We start from the raw sequence: 21,197 nt of genomic DNA, 5'->3' as shown, positions 1-21,197 counted from the left end.
GAGACCAAGCCGTGAGGCGTCAAACAGCAACAGGCGGAAGCAATTCCGCTGGGTCGGGCCGCGTCCTGCGGCTCGACCCTCTTTCCCTGCCCGTCTCGTACAGCGCGCACGATACCCGTGCCGATGGCGGGATCCGGCAGATCGAATTGCACCGGGAGCGCGTGGTCCTGCGGCGTGCCGTCAGCGGCATGCGCATGGCCCTGAACCTCCGCGTCAGCGACTTCCTCGGCATCGGCGTGCGCGAAATCGACGCCACGCAGGTGATGCTGGTGCTCGTCCACCGCGACCCCTCCCTGACCATCCCGCTCTGCGTCAGCGACGACCAGAACGAGATCGTTGCTGCGTGGGCGATGTGGAGCGAGACGTTCGCGCTGCCGCAGTTGCAGGACGCGCGCCGCGAGGCGACGCCGCGCCGCCGCCGCCGCAACGCGATCCGCTCGCGCCGCCCGCGCTTCCTGATGCACCGCCGTGTCGGCTACCAGCTCAATCCGGCCTCGGTCCATCGCGGCGAGCGCGAGATCATCGCGCGCAACTGATCAGGTTGCGCGCAGCACGGCATCGACCAGCAGCGCTGCGAACAGCAGCAGCCCAGCATCGCGGTTCGACTTGAACACCCGCAGGCACAGCGCCGGATCGGCGATATCCAGACGCCAGATCTGCCAGCCGAGATGCGCGGCAAAACCCGCGAGCCCGAGCCACGCCGCGACATGCACATGGGCAGTCGCGAAGGCGGCCCCTATCAGCATCACGGCCAAACTGTAGAAGACGACCAGCGCCAGATGTGTCCGCTCGGCAAACAGGCGCGCGGTCGACTTGATGCCGATCAGCGCGTCATCCTCGGCGTCCTGATGCGCGTAGATCGTGTCATAGGCGATCACCCACGAGATCGACCCGGCGTAGAGCAGCAGCGCGGTTGCATCGATGCGGCCGAACGCAACCGCAAATCCCATCAGCGCGCCCCACGAGAAGGCGAGACCCAGCACGATCTGCGGCCACCAGGTGACACGCTTCATGAACGGATAGATCGCGACGATCAGCAACGAGGCGATGCCGGTGGCGATTGCGAACCGGTTGAACTGTAGCAGTACCGCCAAGCCGATCAGGGCCTGCGCCACCAGGAAGGCGAGCGCCTGCTTCACGCCGACCTGCCCGGCCGGAATCGGTCGCGAACGGGTGCGCTCCACCTTGGCGTCGAGATCGCGGTCGGTGATGTCGTTCCAGGTGCAGCCGGCGCCACGCATGACGAACGCGCCGACGAAATAGAGCCCGATCCACGCCGGCAGCATGGACAGATTCCCGCCGATCCCGGCCGCCAGAGCGGCCGACCACCAGCACGGCATCAGCAGCAGCCAGGATCCGATCGGGCGATCGAAGCGGGCGAGCCGCAGGTAAGGCCGGCTCCACACCGGCGCCAGCGTGTCGACCCAGTTGCCGGTCGCGTCAGCAACGCGGACGGCGGTCGTGCTCATCGGGTGAGAACGTTGCCAGTCATGGTGTCGAAGGCGGAACCGCCCTTCTTCGTCGTGTTGGCCTCAGGCAGCGCAGCCGACGAGCCCAGCACGTCGCTCAGGCTCGGAGCCGCGGGCCTTCCGGCCCCCGACTGCATCTGCGCCGCCACGGCACAGACCTTCTTTTCCAGCGCGTCGGTGTTCTTGTGACCGGCCTTCAGCTGATCGGAGATCTGCTGGGGAATGCCGCAGCTCGCCGCATGCGCCTCGACATATTTGATCATCTTCACTTCGGCCTTGCCGAAATTGGCGATCAGCTTGCAGGCCTCGTCAGGCGAGGCCTTGCGGTCGCTCGCGGCCTTGATCAGCTTGCCGCGACGCTCGGCTTCCTCGCGCAGCGGCATGAACTCCTTCATGCAGCTCTCCGGCGGGCCACCCTGCGGCGCGGCTCCCATCGGGGCCGGCTGGAAGCCGCCACCGCCACCGCCGCCGAACGCCGAGGCGCCTGGACTGGGGAACGGACTTGCCGGGGCTGCAGCCCGGGTCGGCGCCGCACCGTTGATGGGTGGAAACGGCGAATTGCTGGTCTGGGCCTGGCCAGGCATCGGCGCGGGAAACGAGCTCTGCGCGAAGACCTGCCCCGTGGAGAGCACCAGGGCGGCAACGGCGAGCGGCATGAAAGACTGGCGGACGATCAAGGCTGGTTCTCCGGCAAGACCAAGAATCCTCAACACTTCCGGATGAAAGCACGATCCGATCCGGGGCTTTTACGATTCTCGCCCGTCCAGCACAACCGCGGATTTGATCACATCCGCGGCGCAGAGACGCAGCCGGGTTCCAACCGGCGCGGAGGCCCAAAACGAGGCCCTTCCCGAACGTCGGAGCCCAAAAATCCGTTCACTCCGCGCCCTCGCCCACCTGGTCAAGCCGGAGTCGCCAGTTCGGCGGCCGGCGGGACGGTTCACGTCGCCGTGCACACCTTGCGCATCACGGCCAGGGTGTTTTCGTGATTCGCCTTCAGCTGATCGGTGATCTTGGCGGGGATTCCACATAGCGAGGCATGCGCGACCGCGTAGTCGATCATCTTGGTCTGGGCGAGCTCGTAGTCATGCACCAGCTGACAGGCCTCGCCGGGCGCAAAGCGCCGCTCGGTCGCCGCCTTGAGCAGCTTGGCCCGGCGGGCGGTCTCGTCCCGCAGCGGGGTGAACTCCTTCAGGCAGGTCTCGGGCGGGCGAAAGCCAGCCACGCCGGCACCGCCCGGAACCGCGGGGGCCGCCCGTTGCGGCGGCGCGGCGACCGCCTTGTCATCGGCCCGGGACGGCGCGGCGACCATCACCGCGATGATCGCGACCAGCGCCCAGATCGCAAGCGCCGAAGTCGAATGTCTCAAGATCAAGGCCGTTCTCCGCATCGAGGCTTACGGAATCGTCGGATGTCCGTCCCGGGGGACGACCGGCGCGATCGAAACGGTAAAATCTGTCGACAGCACGGCCGAAAGGCGCCATCGCCGATGTCCGATACAACACCACGTGACGGCCCTTCCGGCTTTGCGGCTGGCGCGTGGGTCCGGTAAGCAACGTCCATCATCGGCTCCGCTTCGCTCCATGCCCGCATACGACTTCAACGCCCCGCGCCTGTTCGTCGACGCGCCCCTGCAGGAGGGAGGCTCGGTCGCGCTCGACCGCAACCAGGGAAATTATCTCGGCAACGTCCTGCGCCTTGGCGCCGGCGATCACGTGCTGGCCTTCAACGGCCGCGACGGCGAATGGCGGGCCGTGATCGAGGGCCGCAAGCGGCCAGATGGCCTGACGATCCAGCAGCAGAGCCGGCCGCAGGATCACCTGCCGGACATCGCCTACGTCTTCGCACCGCTCAAGCACGCGCGGCTGGACTACATGGTGCAGAAGGCGGTCGAGATGGGCGCCGCGCGGCTGGAGCCGGTGATCACCCGTCGCACCCAGGTGTCGCGCGTGAATAGCGAGCGCATGCGCGCCAACGTGGTCGAGGCCGCCGAACAATGCGGCATCCTCAGCCTCGCCGACGTCAAGGACCCGGTGCCGCTGGAGCGCTTCCTCGCGCAGCGGCAACCCGAGCGGCTGCTGGTGTTCTGCGACGAGGCGGCCGAACTGGCCGATCCGCTGCAGGCCCTGCGCGGCGGCCAGAATGCGGCCGGCATCGACCTGCTGATCGGACCGGAGGGCGGTTTCGCCGACGATGAACGGACGCTGCTGCTGCGCCAGCCGCATGTGATCAGGTTGCCCCTGGGCCCACGCATCCTGCGCGCGGATACGGCCGGCGTTGCCGCCCTCGCCGTAATTCAGGCGACGCTCGGAGACTGGGCCGGAGCCCGCGGTTAAGGCATCCGACCAATTGTGGCGCGCCGCGGCCATTCCCAGTCGAAACCGTCAAACGGCCATGCTAAGGGGCAGCCGCCGCTTCCAGCGGGCGCCCAAGCCACTTTGGAACTCGAATCGACATGACCGGACCCGCTCCGACCGGACCCGCCGCGTGGGCGGACACGCTGCTGCAATCCTTCGCCCAGGCCGGCTATGAGCGAGCCGAGCCGGCGATCCTGCAGCCGGCCGAGCCGTTCCTCGACCTCTCCGGGGAGGACATCCGCAAGAGCCTCTATCTGACCAGCGACGCCGCTGGCGAAGAGCTGTGCCTGCGCCCCGACCTGACCATTCCCGTCGCCCGTGACTACCTCGCCTCGGCCCGCGCCGGGCAGCCGGCCGGCTTCAGCTACCTTGGTCCAGTATTTCGCTACCGTGAGGGCCGCCCGAGCGAGTTCCTGCAGGCCGGGATCGAATCGTTCGGCCGCCAGGACCGGCCCGCTGCCGATGCCGAGATGCTGGCGCTGGCGATCGAGGCGACCGCCGCCGCCGGCCTTGCCGCGGTGGATATCCGCACCGGCGACGTCGCGCTGTTCACGGCCTTGATCGACGCCCTCGATCTCTATCCGGTCTGGCGGCGGCGGCTGATCAAGGACTTCAACCGCAAGCGCACCCTGGCGCAGGACCTCGAGCGGCTGGCAATCGCTTCGGTGGCACCGCGCAACGAGTATGAGGGCGTGCTCGCCGCTCTGGCCGGCTCCGACCGCAAGGCGGCGCTCGCTCTGGTCACCGACCTGATGTCGATTGCCGGCGCAACCGCCGTCGGCGGCCGCACGGTGGCGGAGATCGCCGACCGCTTCCTCGAGCAGTCCACCCTCAAGAGCGGGGCGCTGCCGCGTGACGCGCTGGACCGCATCAAGCGCTTCCTCGCCATCAGCGGCAGCCCGACCGAAGCCGTCCAGCAGCTTCGCGCCCTCGCCGCCGATGCCAAGCTCGACATCTCGGCCGCGATCGACGCGCTGGAGGCCCGCGCCGGCTTCATGGCCCAGCGCGGCATCGACATCGCCAAGGTGCGCTTCGCCACGTCGTTCGGCCGCGGCCTCGACTACTACACCGGTTTCGAGTTCGAGCTGCATCATCCTGACAATGGCGACGAGCCGCTGGTCGCCGGCGGCCGTTATGACGGCCTGCTGAGCCAGCTCGGCGCCGCCGAGTCGATTCCGGCCGTCGGCTTCTCGATCTGGATCGAGCGCCTGGCCCAGAGCAGCGCCGTGGGCAAGTCCCCGGTCGGGAGAGCATCATGAGCGGCCCCCTCGTCCTCGCCGTTCCCTCCAAGGGACGTCTGCAGGAGAATGCCGAAGCCTTCTTCGGCCGCGCCGGGCTGAACCTGTCCAAGCCCGGCGGCGCGCGCGACTATCGCGGCACCATCGCAGGTCTCGACAATGTCGAGATCGCCTATCTCTCTGCGAGTGAGATCGCCTCGCAACTGGCGCGCGGCAGCGTGCATCTCGGCGTCACCGGCGAGGACCTCGTGCGCGAGAGCATCACCGATGCCGACAAGCGCGTGCTGCTGATCGATACGCTCGGCTTCGGCGGCGCCAACGTGGTCGTCGCGGTGCCGCAGGCCTGGATCGACGTTCGGACCATGGCCGATCTCGACGACGTCACCACCGGTTTTCGCGCCCAGCACAATCGCCGGATGCGCGTCGCCACCAAGTACATCAACCTGACGCGCAGCTTCTTCGCCGCCCACGGCATCGTCGATTACCGCATCGTCGAGAGCGCCGGCGCCACCGAGGGCGCGCCCGCGGTCGGCACGGCCGAGCTGATCGTCGACATCACCAGCACCGGCTCGACGCTCGCCGCCAACGGGCTGAAGGTGCTGGACGACGGCGTGATCCTGCGCAGCCAGGCCAACCTGGTCGCCTCGCGCGACGCCGAGTGGTCGGAGGGTCCGCGCGAGAGCGCCCGGATCATTCTCGACCACATCCATGCCCGCGCCCGCGCCAGCAAATACCGCGAGGTCCGCACCCGCTTCAAAGGGTGCGACGCAGCAATGCTGACCGAGGCGCACAACCGTTTCGGCGTCGTGGCGCCGTTCGGCGGCCCGACCTCGTCCGGCATGCTCACCCTGCACTGCCCGCCGGCGCAGATCTACGCGCTCGGCAGCTTTCTGCGCACGCATGGTGCCGAGACCGTCTCGGTCGCCTCGCTCGACTACGTGCTCGACCGCGAGAATCCGCTGTTTGCCCGCCTCGAGGCCTTCCTGCGATCATAAATCGCCGTTCATCGTAGCGACAGGTGAGCGCGACTACCATATGTTGGTAGGAGAACGAGGACTCTGAGCGATGCTGGGAACTGACGTGTCCGACCTGACCACGACCGCGGCCGACGCCGCGTCGCAGGGGCTGTCGATCGTTATCCCCGTCTATAACGAGGGCGCGGGACTGACGGCGCTGCACGAGCGGCTGAACAATCTCGCACGCACCCTGCGTCAGCGCTTCGGTCTCGCCTGTGAGCTCGTTTATGTCGACGATGGCAGCCGCGACAACACGCTCGCGATTGCCCGCACCCTGCAGGCCGATGCGCTCGATGTGCAGGTCGTGTCGCTGTCGCGCAATTTCGGCAAGGAGGCCGCGCTGATGGCCGGCCTCGATCATGCCCGGCGCGGCGCGGTGCTGTTCATGGACGGCGACGGCCAGCATCCGCCGGCCCTGGTCGAGCAACTCGTCACGCACTGGATCAAGGACGGCTACGACGTCGTCTATACCGCCAAGGCGCATCGCGACAACGAGCCGTTCCTGCGCCGGGTCGCCGTTCACGGCTTCTACGCGCTCATCAACTGGGGGGCGCGGCAGAAGATTCCGGAGGATGCCGGCGACTTCCGCCTGCTCTCGCCGCGCGCGGTGGCCGCGCTACGGCAGCTGCCCGAGCGCAACCGCTTCTTCAAGGGCCTGGCGAGCTGGATCGGCTTCCGTCAGATCCGCGTCGACTACGAGCCAGCGGCCCGCGCCCATGGCGTCACGACCTTCAACCTGACCGGCCTGCTAGGCCTGTCGATCGAAGGTCTCACCTCGTTCTCGGTCGCGCCCTTGCGCTTCGCCAGTCTGCTCGGAATCCTGCTGGCCTCGGCCGCGTTCCTGTTCGGCCTCTCGATCCTCTGGGAGACTTTCACAACCGGCAAATCGGTGCCTGGCTATCCCTCGCTGATGGTCGGCCTGATGACGATCGGCGGCGTGCAGCTGATCATGATCGGCATCATGGGCGAGTATATCGGCAAGATCCTGTCCGAGCTGAAGGCGCGTCCGATCTACTTCGTCGCCGAGCACAGCGAGAAGCGTGCAGCGCTCGATGCACGGAGCGACGGCGCCGAGAGGAACGCCGCCGAATGAGCGCCACGCCGCACCGGCGCATCTGGCTGTGCGCCGATGACTATGGCATCAGCCCCGGGGTCAACAGCGCCATCCGCGACCTGATCGCGCGCGGTCGGCTGAACGCTACTTCGGTGATGACCGTGGGCGCCGCGATCGGGCGCGACGAGGTGACGGAGCTGACCAAGGTCGCGTCCGACAGCCCGCGCTGCGCCATCGGCCTGCATGTCACGCTGACCGCGCCATTCCGGCCCCTCACCATGCACTTCCGCCCGTCGGAGGGCGGCATGTTCCTGCCCTTTCCCAAGCTGCTGCGCGCCGGAATGTCCCGCCGGCTCGATCCCGAGCTGATCCGCGCCGAGGTGCTGGTGCAGCTTGCGGCGTTCGGCGAGCTGTTCGGCCGCGCCCCGGATTTCGTCGACGGCCATCAGCATGCCCAGCTCTACCCGCAGGTGCGCGAGGGCTTCCTCGCCGCGGTCAAGGAAGCCGCGCCGGCGGCCTGGGTGCGTCAGGGGGGGCGGAACGTGCCGCTGATGCAGCGGCTGACGGCACCGAAGGCGCTGCTGCTGGACGTCCTGAGCGCCCAATTCCGCCGTCATGCCAAGCGGGCCGAGATCGCCTTCAATCCTGCCTTCGCCGGCGCCTACGACTTCAGCAAGACCTCGGATTTCGCCACGTTGATGGACGGCTTCCTGGAGGAGCTGCCCGAGGACGGGCTGGTGATGTGCCACCCCGGCTTCGTCGACGACGTCCTGATCGAGCTCGATCCCTTGACCGTCCAGCGCGAGCATGAGCACGCCTATCTCGCCGGCGAGCATTTTCCAGCGCTGCTCGACCGCCGGCGGATGACGCTGGCCTGAACGGATCTTGCGGGTCTGCGACGAACAAAAGGCCGCCCGGCTGCGTTCCTCCTGTAGTGCGGGCAACATCGAGGTCCAAAGCGCTGCGCAAGCCCGAGAGACGCTGTGTCGCATACGGAAATTTAATCCGCGCCCCGGCTGGCCGGGCCACAAAGTCCCCCTAAATCTTGGCCGCGCTTGGCCGGAACAAGGCAAGCGGCAGGAGAACGACATGACACCGCAAGAACGCCAACTCATCGACGATCTGTTCGACCGGCTTGCCAAGTTGGAGAGTGCACCGCGTGATCCGGAGGCCGCCGCCGCCATCGCCCAGGCGCTGCAGCGTGCTCCCAATGCCGTCTACGCGCTGGTGCAGACGGTGCTGGTGCAGGACGAAGCCTTGAAGCGCGCCAATGCCCGCATCGAGGAGCTGCAGCACGCCCAGGCCCCGCAGCAGGCCCAGTCCGGCGGCTTCCTCGATTCGATGCGCGACAGCATCTTCGGCTCGGGCAGCCGCGGTTCGGTCCCCAACGTGCCGCCGCCGTCGCAGAGCCGACCGGTCTGGAACAGCGGTCAGGCGATGCCCCCGGGCTACCAGGGCCAGCCCGGCTATCCCGGTCAGCCCGGCCCTTACGATCAGGGCGGCTTCGGCCAGCCGCGTGGCGGCATGTTCGGCGGTGGAGGCGGCTCGTTCCTCGGCACGGCGGCGGCCGCTGCGGCGGGCATGGTCGGCGGCTCGCTGCTGCTCGGCGGCATCCGCTCGATGATGGGCGGCGGGTCGCATCAGGCGTTCGGTGACACCACGATCATCGAGGAGCGCGGCGGTGGTGCCGGCCCGTGGAGCGGCGACCAGTCCAGCGGCTCGCTGGCGCGCGACGCCGGTCTCGACGACATCGGCCGTTCGGGCGGCGACGGCGGCCGTGCCGGCCTGTTCGACCAGGCGAACTATGACGACAGCGGCAATGACAACGACGCGGCCGACTTCGATGCCGATGACGGCTATGGCGACGACGACGGTGGCAGCGACTACGCTTGATGCTTCCGGGTCGCAGCGAACTGAAGAATGCGAAAGGCCGCCCCCACGGGCGGCCTTTTTCAGTTGCGGATGTCGTGCAGCGGCGGTCGTCAGAGGACGATGACCCGAGCACCGACGTTCACGCGGCCATAGAGGTCGATGACATCCTCGTTGCGCATCCGGATACAGCCTGACGAAACGTTGGTGCCGATCGTCCATGGCTCGTTCGAACCGTGGATCCGATACAGCGACGAGCCGAGATACATCGCGCGTGCGCCGAGCGGGTTCTGCGGTCCGCCCTCCATGTGCCGCGGCAGGTCGGGCCGGCGCGCGAGCATTTCCGGCGGCGGCGTCCAGTCCGGCCATTCGCGCTTGGCCGAGATCGTCTTCACGCCCGACCAGGTGAAGCCGGGGCGGCCGACGCCGATGCCATAGCGGAGCGCCCTGCCCTCGCCCTGAACCAGATAGAGGAACTTGTTCGGCGTATCGATGACGATCGTGCCCGGCCGTTCTTTGCCGTCGTAGTCAACGATCTGTTTCTCGTATTTCGGATCGAGCGGCCGCTGCGTCTGCTCATAGGCCTCCTCATCCGGTACGCCCTGCTGCGGGACCATGCCCGGCGCCAGCCGCTGCGGCTCGTAGTAGGACGGCTGCTGCTGGTACATCGGCTGTCCCGGCGGAGGCGCGCCGCGGCCGCCTTGCGGATCCCCGAACAGGAATTCGATGAAGCCGCCACCCATGCGCGAGCGTTCGACATAGGCGGTGCGCACCGGCGCGGACTGCTGCGGCGGCCCGCTGTAAATCACGGTCGGCTGCTGAAATCCCTGAGCCGCAGCCCGATCCAGACCTGAATGGAATGCGCATGCGCCGGCCAGCAGCGCTATGGAGAATGATTTGAACATCGACGTACTCTGTACTGTTTCGTCTGGAGACTGTTCGTCGCGCGAGGCGGCAACGCCGCCGCGTATCGTCAATAAAGAGCAAAACCCGATCGCTTTGGTAAACGCGGGAGGCGCCGGGATTCACCATCGCTGCATACGTCGGCGGTTTTGATCGCTAGCGTTTATTTTGCGTGAAGGCCGGCGGAGCATGGTTAATAGTTGACGCACGATGCACGCCAGCGTTGCCCAACGGCGGTTCCTGGCGTGAACGCGATGTTAAATAGCCTCTGCGTAGAACTGATCCGAGCAAAAGGTCAGGGATACTATCATGGCTGTTCGCAAGCGTTTCCGTATCGAAGAAGCAATCGTCGGCCATATGCCGGAGCCTGAATTCGTGGGCGGCGAGATCGGCCCCAACCACAAGGAAATCATGGACGAGCTGCGCGCGATCCGCTCCCAGATGGCCAATGCAATCCGCAGCGGCGGCAGCAACACGGCGAACGCCGCCATCGAAGAGTCCGCCGCACGCGAGGTCGCCGAAGCGCGCGCGCTGCTCGAGACCTATCGCGCCCAGATCGAGCAGTGCGAAAAGCTCAAGGTCGAGCTCGACCTGATCCACGACGCGATCAACCGCACCAAGGGCGAGATCGCGACCCTCCATGCCAAGAGCTTCAACGGCGAGGAGATGGCCAAGGTCAACGGCGAGCTCGGCGCGGTCGTCGGCGGCACCGAGCAGGCGACGCAGCAGATCCTCGAAGCCGCGGAGGCGATCGACCAGGCCGCCAGCGCGCTCTCCAAGGTGGACTCGGCCGACCAGCAGAAGATCCTGAGCGAAGAGATCCAGGAGCGCGTGGTCTCGATCTTCGAGGCCTGCAACTTCCAGGACCTGACCGGTCAGCGCATCAACAAGGTCATGACCACGATGAAGTTCATCGAGCACCACATCGTGGTGATGATGGACATCTGGGGCGGCGTCGACGCCATCAAGGCGCATACGCCGCCGATCGTCGACCACCGCGAGGGCGACGCCCGGCTGCTGAACGGCCCGAAGGCGGAAGGCGACGTCGGCCACGCTTCGCAGGACGACATCGACGCGATGTTCAACTGACCTCGTCGGCCAGTCCCAGCGACCGCTCCAGGCAACGTCACCATACAGGAACGCCGGCGCTATCGCCGGCGTTTTTCGTTCGACTCTCGACCTTTGCGGGATGTTCGCCCGGATCTCAGGCGCGCGGTCCGCAGCGGACGTAGACCATCGTCTGGTAACGGGTCGCCGCATCCTTGTCGACGAAGCGGGTGATCAGCACACGGCCGTCGAAGGAGACGACCTCGCGGTCCTGCTCGCCGCCGGGCGGTCCGGCCGGGCCGATGTAGTTCTTGCCGCTGGCCGATCCCTTCAAGCGCAGTTCCTGGGGAGTCGCCTGGTCGGCCAGGTGCATCACGACACCACCGGACGTGCCTGCCCCGATGACGTAGGGCTGTTTGCACTGCGCCAAAGCCATCTTTTCGGTGCGCGGGCGGTCATTCGGGTTGTTGTAGGCGGCAAGCCCCCATTTGCCCACGAGATCCTCGGCGCGAATCGTGGCCGGCACCTCGGGCTCGACCGGCGCCTCGGTCTGCTGCATGGGGGTCGATGGCGACAGGCTGAAGCCCGTGCACGCTCCCAGAAGCATCGTGAGCGCTGACGCGATCGCGAGATTGGCAACCGGCCGCGCGCACCGTGAACTCGTCATGGCATCCCCTTAGGAACAAGATCATGGCTGCCCCGTCCGGCAACCAAGCGCAAAACGCTCGTCAGAGCAATGACGTCGGATGACGACGCCGCTCCACTAACATGTCTGGCCCGGGACAACATCCCCTAACAGCCTCAAGAACGGCTTAACGGCTGGCCGTTGCTTGACAGGAACAGCCGCAAGCCATATTTCCCCGGGCGGTCTTTAGCACTCGGAGGGCGGGATTGCTAAGGCTGCGAGCCAGTTGGCGCCAAGTGGGCGTTCAATGTGGCCGCATTCAGATTTCCTCCGACAGCAACACTTATCCAAGCACCCCAAAAGGGATCCGTCATGGCCAAATCGAAGTTTCGTCCCCTGCACGACCGCGTCGTGGTTAAGCGCATCGACGCCGAAGAGAAGACCAAGGGCGGCATCATCATTCCCGACAGCGCCAAGGAAAAGCCCTCGCAGGGCGAAGTCGTCGCCGTCGGCCCGGGCGGCCGCGACGAGAGCGGCAAGCTGATCCCGATCGACGTCAAGGTCGGCGACCGCGTGCTGTTCGGCAAGTGGTCCGGCACCGAGGTCAAGCTGGACGGCGAGGAACTCCTGATCATGAAGGAGTCCGACATCATGGGCGTCGTCGCCTGATCCCGACCTGTCGGGGGCGGCGATCAGCCGCCCCGGGCGAAAATGCTCTGCAACCTCGTTCCGGCGACAGACGGGCGATCACGCCCCTCGCCGTCGAGGTCTACTCCAGGAGAATTTTGAAATGGCAGCCAAGGACGTCAAATTCGCCGGCGACGCACGCGACCGCATGCTGCGCGGCGTCGACATTCTCGCCAACGCCGTCAAGGTGACGCTCGGCCCGAAGGGCCGCAATGTCGTCATCGAGAAGAGCTTCGGCGCTCCGCGCATCACCAAGGACGGCGTCACCGTCGCCAAGGAGATCGAGCTGGAGGACAAGTTCGAGAACATGGGCGCGCAGATGCTGCGCGAGGTCGCCTCCAAGACCAACGACACCGCCGGTGACGGCACCACCACCGCGACCGTGCTGGCCCAGGCCATCGTGCGCGAGGGCGCCAAGGCGGTTGCCGCCGGCATGAACCCGATGGACCTCAAGCGCGGCATCGACATCGCGGTGGCCGCCGTGATCAAGGACATCGAGAAGCGCGCCAAGCCGGTCGCCTCGTCCTCCGAGGTCGCCCAGGTCGGCACCATCTCCGCCAACGGCGACGCCGCGATCGGCAAGATGATCGCCCAGGCGATGCAGAAGGTCGGCAACGAGGGCGTCATCACGGTCGAGGAGAACAAGTCGCTCGATACCGAGGTCGACATCGTCGAAGGCATGAAGTTCGACCGGGGCTATCTCTCGCCCTACTTCGTCACCAATGCCGAGAAGATGACCGCCGAGCTGGACGACGTCTACGTGCTCCTGCACGAGAAGAAGCTGTCGGGCCTGCAGGCCATGCTGCCGGTGCTCGAAGCCGTGGTGCAGTCGGGCCGCCCGCTGCTGATCATCGCCGAGGACGTCGAGGGCGAAGCGCTGGCGACGCTGGTCGTCAACCGCCTGCGCGGCGGCCTCAAGGTCGCCGCCGTCAAGGCGCCGGGCTTCGGTGATCGCCGCAAGGCCATGCTCGAGGACATCGCGATCCTGACCGGCGGTCAGCTGATCTCGGAAGATCTCGGCATGAAGCTCGAGAACGTCACGATCAAGATGCTCGGCCGCGCCAAGAAGGTCGTGATTGACAAGGAGAACACCACGATCGTCAACGGCGCCGGCAAGAAGGCCGACATCGAGTCGCGCGTCGGCCAGATCAAGGCGCAGATCGAGGAGACCACCTCGGACTACGACCGTGAGAAGCTGCAGGAGCGTCTGGCCAAGCTCGCGGGCGGCGTCGCGGTGATCCGCGTCGGCGGCGCGACCGAGATCGAGGTCAAGGAGAAGAAGGACCGCGTCGAGGACGCCCTCAACGCGACCCGCGCTGCGGTGCAGGAAGGCATCGTCCCCGGCGGCGGCGTGGCGCTGCTGCGCGCCAAGAAGGCGGTCGGCCGCATCACCAACGCCAATTCGGACGTCCAGGCCGGCATCAACATCGTGCTGAAGGCGCTCGAGGCTCCGATTCGCCAGATCTCCGAGAACGCCGGCGTCGAAGGCTCGATCGTGGTCGGCAAGATCCTGGACGAGAAGTCCGAGACCTTCGGCTTCGACGCGCAGACCGAGGATTATGTCGATATGGTCGCCAAGGGCATCATCGACCCGGCCAAGGTGGTCCGCACCGCGCTGCAGGACGCCTCGTCGGTCGCAGGCCTCCTGGTCACCACCGAGGCCATGGTCGCCGAGCTGCCGAAGGATGCTGCTCCGGCGATGCCGGCCGGCGGCGGCATGGGTGGCATGGGCGGCATGGGCTTCTGAGCCCTGCTTTCGACATCTCACATTCAGGAAGGCCGCCTCCGGGCGGCCTTCTTTTTGGCCGAGTGTCCGCACCGGGGGTGCAGCGACCGCAAATCGGCGCTACAGCTTAAAGCCGATTCTGCCCCCACAAGGATTTTCAGATGCGCGCGATTTTGCTTGCGCTGGCCGTGATTGCAGCGGCCGCGCCGGAACTCGGTTGGGCCCAGAGCAAGAGCGGGACCAAGGCCCCCGCCAACGAGACTCGGTATTTCACCGCGATCGACGGCCTGATGGACGGCAATGCCGACGTGATCCTGAAGGAGACGCGCCAGGGCAAGACCGTCACCGCCGCCACGCTCGACGTCTGCTATCCCGTCGCAAAGAATTCGGATCGCAAGGACCGCTTCGTGGTCAGCCTCACCGTCAATGGCCAGACCTTGACCGGCGCGACCCAGAGCAACGGCGCCAAGGAGCCGGTCACGGTGAAGCTGAATCGCAAGCCGACCGGCGACACGTTCGAGTTCCGCGGCCAGATCACGATCGGCAAGAGCGTCACCGAGGTGGCGTCGACCGACAATTCCGACGTCAGCGAGAAGGAGTTCCAGGAGAGCCAGTCGAGCGACGACGGCATCAGCGCCCAGCCGAAGGACTTCACTGACGTCTCGCCCGAGGCGATCTCGGTCCGGCTCAAGCTCGACGCGGTGACCGACTTCCTCAAGAGCTTGAAGGGCGAGAACGTCGAAGTCTCGCTGTCGAGCCTGATCGTGAGCTGCGATGCCTTGCGCGCGGGCGAGCAGACCATCAGCATGACGGTCGACCCTGACCGCGCCGGCGCGCTGATCGCGAAAGCGCGGAGCATGAACGGCGTCGTGACGGCCGGCTGGACCGCAGGCACCATCGAGATGGACCGCACCATCCGCTTTGCGGCGGCCGACTGGCGCGACGGTGACAAGATCAACCGCGACAAGCTGGCGGGCGCCATCTCCGACGTCCTGGCCAGGACCTACAATGCCAAGCCGACGAGCGCGGCGTGGAATCCGGTCAGCGGCAAGCTGAAATTGACGTTGAAGCGGCCGAGCCAGCTGATGCCGGCCCTGGAGCTCACCGACGTCATCGAGGTCACCGGCCTCGTCTCGGCGGACAAGCCGGGCGGCGCGGACGCGCTGATGCTCTGGATCAGCAGCCCGACGACGACCACCATCGATGAGGCCTCGAGCGCCAAGCTGATCCTGTCGGACGAATCCTCGGGCGACGAGGAAGGCGACACGCGGGATGATGGCGGCGCCATCGACGAGCTGGCGAAGGCCTTCAAGGCCAAGCGCTGGGATGCGGACAACTCGGTCTGGAAGTAAGGCGAGCCATGACGGCATGGCGCCGCGATCTCAGATGCCACCCTCCCCTGGAGGGGGAGGGTCGATCGCGCGCGAAGCGGGCGAGCGGGGTAGGGTGACGCCGCGGGCACCGGTGCACGTGGAGAGATCACCCCACCCCGCCTCCCATTCGCTGCGCTCATGAGAGGCGACCCTCCCCCTCCAGGGGAGGGTGAAAGACGGGGCTCCACTTGGATCAGTGTGGCTGGGAATTTAGAAACGACCGTCCCGACTCAATTCGTGTTCAGCCGGAAGCGCAGCGTCTTCGGTCCGATGAAGATGATCAGGTCGCCCTGACGCTTCCAGTTCGTCACCGCGCTCAGCGCCGCGATCAGTTCGTCGTCGGCCTGCGCGCGCGCCGCCGGGCAGTTGCGGTCCTCGATCTTGCCGGCGATGAACACGATGGTGTTGCCGGCGACCGAGAACTGCCCCTTGCCGCCCTTGCACCACAGCTCGAGCACAGCATCACCGTTGTCGCCGATGTCGAGATCCGGCACCCGCTTCGAGCCCGGCTGCGGCAGCGCATCCAGCGTCATCTCCATGCCGAAGGGAAATTCCTCCGCCGAGGCGGCGGCAAGGGGCACGGCCGACATCAACAGGGCCGCAGCCAGTTTGGCGCAAGCTCGCTTCACTACTCGCATCGTTCCTCTCGACACATCATCACGTGCAGGGCTCGCCTCTTAAGCGATCGGCCCGGCGACCGCCAGCCCGGCTCCCGCACAAATGTGTTCCAAACATAGCAAGCCCCGCGCCGCAGCTACGGCGCGGGGCTTTTGTCGCTGCCGGTGTTGCTACTTCAGCACCATCGCCGTGAACGGATAGACATAGGCCTGCAAGGTGACGAACAGGCCGACCAGACAGGCCAGCACGATCGAATGCAGGAAGACGTAGCGCAGGATCGAGCTCTCGTGGCCGTACCAGTTGGTGGCGGTCGAGGCGACGACGATCGACTGCGCATCGATCATCTTGCCCATGACACCGCCGGAGGAGTTGGCGGCCGCCATCAGGACAGGGGACAGGCCGAGCTGCTCGGAGGTGATCTTCTGCAGGTTTCCGAACAGCACGTTCGAGGCCGTATCCGATCCCGTCAGCGCCACGCCCAACCAGCCGAGCAAGGTGCCGAAGAACGGATAGAGCACGCCTGTCGCAGCGAAGGCCAAGCCGAGCGTGGCATCGACGCCGGACAGCCGGGTCAGCGTGCCGATCGCGAGCATCGCCGAGATCGTGATCAGCGAGATCGCGCAGAGACGGATGGTGCGGCCGTATTCCGCGATCAGTCTGCCCGGTCCGACACCCATCAGGAAGCCGGAGATGATCGCGGCGATCAGCATGCCGGTGCCGGTGAAGGTCAGGTAGGTGAACGAGAACACCGCGCCTTCCGGCGTCGGCTTCGCAGCCACCGGCGGCATCTTGTTGATCAGCTTGTCGAGCTCGGGCACCGGATAGTTCCAGGTGAAGATCGAGTTCGCCCAGGCCTTGAAGGCGCCGTTGCCCCAGATCAGCATGATGACGCAGACGATGATCCAGGGCAGCAGCGCGCCCCAGAGCTCGGCTTGCGTCAGCGGCGTGCGGTCCAGCGGCTTCGCCGCCGTCATCGTGGCGGCCGATTCGTCACGCCCGCGCAACGCTGGCGACAGCCACAGCTGCCTTGGCTGCCAGACCTTGAGGAACAGGATCAGCGCGCCCATCGAGATCAGCGAGGCGCCGATGTCGACGATCCACGGATTGATGTAGTTCGAGATCAGGAATTGCGGCACCGCGAAGGAGACGCCGGTGACCAGGATCGCCGGCCAGATGTCCTTCATGCCCTTCCAGCCCGCGAACGCCCAGATCACCCAGAACGGCACGATCAGCGAGAACACCGGCAGCTGCCGGCCGACCATCGCGCCGAGGATGTAAGGGTCGAGACCGGTGACCGAGGCGAGGCCCTGGATCGGCGTGCCAAGCGCGCCATAGGCGACCGGGGCGGTGTTGGCGATCAGCGACAGGCCGGAGGCCGCGAGCGGCGAGAAGCCGAGACCGATCAGCACGGCACCGGTGATCGCCACCGGGGTGCCGAAGCCGGACGCGCCCTCGAAGAACGCGCCGAAGGAGAAGGCGACCAGCAACAGTTGCAGCCGCCGGTCCTCCGTGACGCCACCGATGGCGCGCTTCAGAAGCTCGAACCGTCCGGTGGAAACCGTGACCTGGTAGAGGAAGATGACGTTCAGGACGATCCAGCCGATCGGAAAGAACCCGGTGATGACGCCCAGAAACGTCGCGCGCAGCGACATGTTGGCCGGCATCGTGAAGACGAAGATCGTGATCAGGTTGGTCAGGATCACGGCGATGATCGCCGCGATGTGTGCCTTGACCTTGCCACTGGCGATCAGCACCAGCAGCGTCACCACCGGGACGGCCGCGGCCAGCGTCGACAGCGCCGGGCTCCCCAACGGGTCGTAGATTTGATTCCACATCGTGACTTCTCCCCCCACGTTCTTGTTGTTGGACCTGAGGCCGGCGGGACGGATCAGGTCTGCTCGCCCAGGCCCCCAAGCCTGGCACAGGTCGGAAAAGCAGATCACAAAACCGGCAACGCCCAACTCTGCTCAAATTCTCGCGAAATCTGGCGGCGGTCGCAGTCCCTCTCCCCTGCCCCATGCTACGGTTTGTCACACGCGACCGACAAGCCGGCGGCCACCCGCCAGATTACGACTTTAGTCTAGGCAGGCGGTGCCAACCGCGATTTTCTCGTTTTTCGCCAGCCTGTTAAGACCTTTTCTCAGGAGCAGCCCCTCTGTGAACAATCTGCGCTCGACCGTCGCCACCGTCTGGCGGATCGCCATTCCCTACTTCCGCTCCGAGGACAAGGTCGCCGGGCGCGTCCTGCTCGCCGCCGTCATTGCGATCGAACTGTCGCTCGTTGCGATCCAGGTGCTGGTGAACCAGTGGCAGAACAGGTTCTTCAACGCGCTGCAGCAGTATGATTGGAACAGCTTCATCTGGGAAATCGGCGTATTCGCCGTACTGGCGACCATCTTCATCATCCTGGCCGTGTACCAGCTCTATCTCAATCAATGGCTGCAGATCCGCTGGCGGCGGTGGATGACCGACCTCTACCTGCGCCGCTGGCTGGACAACGCCACGCACTATCGCATGCAGCTCAAGGGCGACATCGCCGACAACCCGGACCAGCGCATTGCCGACGACGTGCAGCTGTTCGTCGACAAGACGCTGAACATCACCATCGGCCTGCTCAGCTCGATCGTCTCGCTCGCATCGTTCATGGTGGTGCTCTGGGGGCTGTCGACCGATGCCCCGCTGCAGCTGTTCGGCACCGACATCGCGATCCCCGGCTACCTGGTCTGGATCGCGCTGATCTATGCGATCTTCGGGACCATCCTGACGCATTGGATCGGCTCGCCGCTCGTCAATCTCAACTTCGAGCAGCAGCGCTACGAGGCCGACTTCCGCTTCAACCTGGTGCGGGTGCGCGAAAGCTCCGAGCAGATCGCGCTGCTGCGCGGCGAAGGCGCCGAGCAAGGTCAGCTCGGAACCCGCTTCGGCCGGGTCGTGCAGAACTGGTACCAGATCATGAGCCGGACCAAGCGGCTGACGGCCTTCACGGCGGGCTATTCGCAGGCGGCCGTGATCTTTCCCTATGTGCTCGTTGCGCCTGCCTACTTCGCCAAGTCGATCCAGATGGGCGGCATCATGCAGACGGCGTCCGCGTTCTCGACGGTGCAGGGCGCGCTGTCGTTCTTCGTGACGACTTACCGGACGCTTGCCGACTGGCGCTCGACCGTCGCCCGCCTCGACGGCTTCGACATGTCCATCGAGAGCGCGCACAAGCTCTCGGGCGAGCCGCAGACGATCGATGTCGTCGACCATGCCGGCGACAGCATCGATCTCGCCCAGCTGCTGCTGAAGCTGCCCAATGGCCTGCCGCTGGTCGCGGCCGACGGGTTCAGCATCGGCAACAACGAGCGCACGCTGCTGACCGGGCCCTCCGGCGCCGGCAAATCGACGCTGTTCCGCGCCATCGCCGGCGTCTGGCCGTTCGGCAGCGGCGCCATCAGCGTGCCCTCGCATGCCAAGCTGATGATGCTGCCGCAACGGCCCTACTTCCCGATCGGCGCGCTCAAGGCGGCGATCGTCTATCCGGCGGCGGCGGACGCTTTCAGCGTCGAGCAGGTCAGGGAGGCGCTGGTGGCCGTCGGTCTGCCGCAACTGGCGGACCGCCTGGACGAGGACTCGCACTGGAACCGGATGCTGTCGCTCGGCGAGCAGCAGCGGCTCGGAATTGCCCGCGCGCTGCTGCACGCGCCCCAATATCTCTTCCTCGATGAGGCCACGGCCTCGCTCGACGAGCCGAGCGAAGCCAGGCTCTATCGGGTCATCGCCGAACGGCTGCCGCAGACCACCGTCGTCTCGATCGGCCACCGCTCGACCCTGCACGAGTTTCACGATCGGAAGGTCGAGCTGATTCGGGATGGCGACCGGTTCTCGCTGCGGCCGGCCGGACAGGCGGCCGACGCGACCGCGGATGGAGGCAGCTGACGCGAGCGCCGCTGCGCTAGCAAAGCAGAAGGGCGGCAGATTGCTCTGCCGCCCTTCGTGATGAGTTCGATCCGCCTTGCGGTGATTACTTCAGGTTGGTCATCGCCGTCAGGTCGACCGAGAGCTTGGCGATGCCGGTCGCGCCGCACCACTTCGAGCCGACGCCGGTCGGGTTGATCGCGGTCACGTTGGTCGTGCCGCTGCCGGTGAAGTCGCTGGTGAAGGCGTTGCAATCACCCTTGGAGAGGTTGGTGTCGGAGTAGCGCAGGTCCAGCGTGAACACCTTGTAGGTGAAGCCGACACCGATGTTCCAGGTGTTGTAGTCGGCATACTTGATACCATTCGGGAAGGCGGCCGTGCCGTAGAACGAGTCGGAGGTGCCGAACCACTGGCGGCCGAACTCACCCGACACATACATGCCGACGCCGCTGGAGCCGAAGGTGGTGCTGGGCGCGGTCCACTTGCCGGTGACCGATGCGTAGTTGCCCCAGGCGCCGGTGTTCAGGAAGCTCGGCGAGTAGAACTCGGTGATGCCGAACGTCCAGTTATCGTTCACCGTGTAGTTCATCTTGCCGTAGACTTCGAAGAACGAGACGTCCTTCTTCATCACGTTGAGGTTGGTCAGGGTGTTGGCCTGGCACTCGGCGCTCAGGGCGCGGCCGGCGAAGTCCGTCGTGGCGCCACCGCCGTAATAGCAGGTCCCGCCCGGATACAGATAGCCCCAGACGCCGATGTCGAAGGCGAAGGCGCCGAAGGTCGGGCGGACACCGCCGTAGATGTCGATCTCGGCAGCAGCGCGGTTCGGGAAGGAAATGCTCTCGCCGGCGACGCCGACGTAGAACTGCAGGTCCTTGTTGACGTTGAAGCGCGGCTCGAAATAGGCGGCCACCGACGGCTTGTGGTTCGACTGGGTGACGCCACGGAACACGTAGTCGTTCATGATCGCCGCGCCGAACGCGATATCCCAGGGATCGAACGCGACCGGAGGCGGAGCCTTGTAGGCCTTGACCGCCATGTCCGCCGCCGAAGCCGATCCCGAAACCATTGCCAGCGCCGTTGCCAGCAAAGCCCACTTCTTCATGACGATCCCCATTACCTATTTCGAAAAGCCTGCCCCACCTTGGCCCCCCAGGGCGCAAACAAGACCGGCTGCGTCATCCAGACGCAATTTGTGCCAGGGTCTCGCCGCACGTGAAGCAAAAAAGCGCGGCATCTGCCGCCTTTTTGGGCGTTTTGACAATTCTACGGCAGGTAGTCAGCGCGTGTTGCATTTGAACAACAAATCTCCGTGTCCGAA

At 66.1% G+C, this 21,197-nt stretch carries 20 protein-coding genes; 12 read left to right on the top strand and 8 right to left on the bottom strand.

The features are described 5' to 3' along the window. Positions 1-11: 11 nt before the first annotated feature. Positions 12-536, top strand: a complete 525-nt coding sequence (locus QW863_RS27605) for a DUF6101 family protein (protein WP_315716679.1) — start codon at positions 12-14, stop codon at positions 534-536. Here QW863_RS27605 and ubiA read toward each other — a convergent pair whose 3' ends face one another. From ubiA to QW863_RS27590, 3 genes are all read right to left on the bottom strand, one after another. Beyond that, positions 537-1,469 (bottom strand): 4-hydroxybenzoate octaprenyltransferase, encoded by a 933-nt coding sequence (gene ubiA, locus QW863_RS27600; RefSeq protein ID WP_315716678.1) that lies wholly within the window; start codon positions 1,467-1,469, stop codon positions 537-539. Then, positions 1,466-2,143: a hypothetical protein gene (locus QW863_RS27595; RefSeq protein ID WP_409977977.1), complete on the bottom strand. Its 678-nt coding sequence runs from the start codon at positions 2,141-2,143 to the stop codon at positions 1,466-1,468. Before QW863_RS27595 ends, ubiA begins: the two co-directional genes overlap by 4 nt. Positions 2,144-2,409: 266 nt before the next feature. Further along, on the bottom strand, positions 2,410-2,844 hold the full coding sequence (locus tag QW863_RS27590; RefSeq protein WP_315716677.1) for a hypothetical protein: 435 nt from the start codon (positions 2,842-2,844) through the stop codon (positions 2,410-2,412). A 208-nt stretch (positions 2,845-3,052) separates the two neighbouring features. On the opposite strand from QW863_RS27590, the gene QW863_RS27585 reads away from it, so the two are divergent. From QW863_RS27585 to QW863_RS27560, 6 genes are all read left to right on the top strand, one after another. Beyond that, on the top strand, positions 3,053-3,805 hold the full coding sequence (locus QW863_RS27585) for a 16S rRNA (uracil(1498)-N(3))-methyltransferase (RefSeq protein ID WP_315716676.1): 753 nt from the start codon (positions 3,053-3,055) through the stop codon (positions 3,803-3,805). Positions 3,806-3,924: 119 nt separating this feature from the next. Then, on the top strand, positions 3,925-5,085 hold the full coding sequence (locus QW863_RS27580; RefSeq protein ID WP_315716675.1) for an ATP phosphoribosyltransferase regulatory subunit: 1,161 nt from the start codon (positions 3,925-3,927) through the stop codon (positions 5,083-5,085). Next, positions 5,082-6,059, top strand: coding sequence for an ATP phosphoribosyltransferase (hisG, locus tag QW863_RS27575; protein ID WP_315716674.1), 978 nt, complete (start codon positions 5,082-5,084; stop codon positions 6,057-6,059). Before QW863_RS27580 ends, hisG begins: the two co-directional genes overlap by 4 nt. A gap of 70 nt (positions 6,060-6,129) precedes the next feature. Further along, positions 6,130-7,173 (top strand): glycosyltransferase family 2 protein, encoded by a 1,044-nt coding sequence (locus QW863_RS27570; protein WP_315716673.1) that lies wholly within the window; start codon positions 6,130-6,132, stop codon positions 7,171-7,173. Continuing rightward, positions 7,170-8,012, top strand: coding sequence for a ChbG/HpnK family deacetylase (locus QW863_RS27565; RefSeq protein WP_315716672.1), 843 nt, complete (start codon positions 7,170-7,172; stop codon positions 8,010-8,012). Before QW863_RS27570 ends, QW863_RS27565 begins: the two co-directional genes overlap by 4 nt. A 211-nt stretch (positions 8,013-8,223) precedes the next feature. After that, a complete protein-coding gene (locus QW863_RS27560; protein WP_315716671.1) occupies positions 8,224-9,027 on the top strand; it encodes a DUF2076 domain-containing protein in 804 nt (267 codons plus the stop codon). An 89-nt stretch (positions 9,028-9,116) separates the two neighbouring features. Here QW863_RS27560 and QW863_RS27555 read toward each other — a convergent pair whose 3' ends face one another. Further along, positions 9,117-9,908, bottom strand: coding sequence for a L,D-transpeptidase (locus QW863_RS27555; RefSeq protein WP_315716669.1), 792 nt, complete (start codon positions 9,906-9,908; stop codon positions 9,117-9,119). 307 nt (positions 9,909-10,215) lie between these two features. Here QW863_RS27555 and QW863_RS27550 point away from each other — a divergent pair, with 307 nt between their 5' ends. Beyond that, positions 10,216-10,995: a protein phosphatase CheZ gene (locus QW863_RS27550; protein WP_315716668.1), complete on the top strand. Its 780-nt coding sequence runs from the start codon at positions 10,216-10,218 to the stop codon at positions 10,993-10,995. Between the two features lie 115 nt (positions 10,996-11,110). On the opposite strand, the gene QW863_RS27545 is transcribed toward QW863_RS27550, so the two are convergent. Next, positions 11,111-11,620, bottom strand: coding sequence for a hypothetical protein (locus tag QW863_RS27545; RefSeq protein WP_315716667.1), 510 nt, complete (start codon positions 11,618-11,620; stop codon positions 11,111-11,113). A 330-nt stretch (positions 11,621-11,950) separates the two neighbouring features. On the opposite strand from QW863_RS27545, the gene groES reads away from it, so the two are divergent. From groES to QW863_RS27530, 3 genes are all read left to right on the top strand, one after another. Next, entirely contained in the window at positions 11,951-12,247 is a 297-nt protein-coding gene (groES, locus tag QW863_RS27540; protein ID WP_008961387.1) for a co-chaperone GroES, read from the top strand. 121 nt (positions 12,248-12,368) lie between these two features. After that, complete coding sequence (groL, locus tag QW863_RS27535; RefSeq protein WP_315716666.1) at positions 12,369-14,012, top strand: chaperonin GroEL; 1,644 nt, start codon at positions 12,369-12,371, stop codon at positions 14,010-14,012. Positions 14,013-14,152: 140 nt separating this feature from the next. Beyond that, positions 14,153-15,343 (top strand): hypothetical protein, encoded by a 1,191-nt coding sequence (locus QW863_RS27530; protein WP_315716665.1) that lies wholly within the window; start codon positions 14,153-14,155, stop codon positions 15,341-15,343. A gap of 251 nt (positions 15,344-15,594) precedes the next feature. On the opposite strand, the gene QW863_RS27525 is transcribed toward QW863_RS27530, so the two are convergent. Both QW863_RS27525 and QW863_RS27520 read right to left on the bottom strand, forming a co-directional pair. Further along, positions 15,595-16,002, bottom strand: a complete 408-nt coding sequence (locus tag QW863_RS27525) for an META domain-containing protein (protein ID WP_409977975.1) — start codon at positions 16,000-16,002, stop codon at positions 15,595-15,597. A 150-nt stretch (positions 16,003-16,152) separates the two neighbouring features. Continuing rightward, complete coding sequence (locus tag QW863_RS27520; RefSeq protein ID WP_315716663.1) at positions 16,153-17,817, bottom strand: L-lactate permease; 1,665 nt, start codon at positions 17,815-17,817, stop codon at positions 16,153-16,155. A gap of 322 nt (positions 17,818-18,139) precedes the next feature. Here QW863_RS27520 and QW863_RS27515 point away from each other — a divergent pair, with 322 nt between their 5' ends. After that, positions 18,140-19,900 (top strand): ABC transporter ATP-binding protein/permease, encoded by a 1,761-nt coding sequence (locus QW863_RS27515; RefSeq protein WP_315716662.1) that lies wholly within the window; start codon positions 18,140-18,142, stop codon positions 19,898-19,900. Positions 19,901-19,985: 85 nt separating this feature from the next. Here QW863_RS27515 and QW863_RS27510 read toward each other — a convergent pair whose 3' ends face one another. Next, on the bottom strand, positions 19,986-20,981 hold the full coding sequence (locus tag QW863_RS27510) for a TorF family putative porin (RefSeq protein ID WP_315716661.1): 996 nt from the start codon (positions 20,979-20,981) through the stop codon (positions 19,986-19,988). Between the last annotated feature and the right edge of the window lie 216 nt (positions 20,982-21,197).

The sequence above is a fragment of the Bradyrhizobium sp. SZCCHNR1017 genome, from assembly GCF_032381375.1.
Classification (GTDB): Bacteria; Pseudomonadota; Alphaproteobacteria; order Rhizobiales; family Xanthobacteraceae; genus Bradyrhizobium.
The sequence above is the reverse complement of the archived record's forward strand: the minus strand, read 5'-3'. Positions and strand labels throughout refer to the sequence as shown.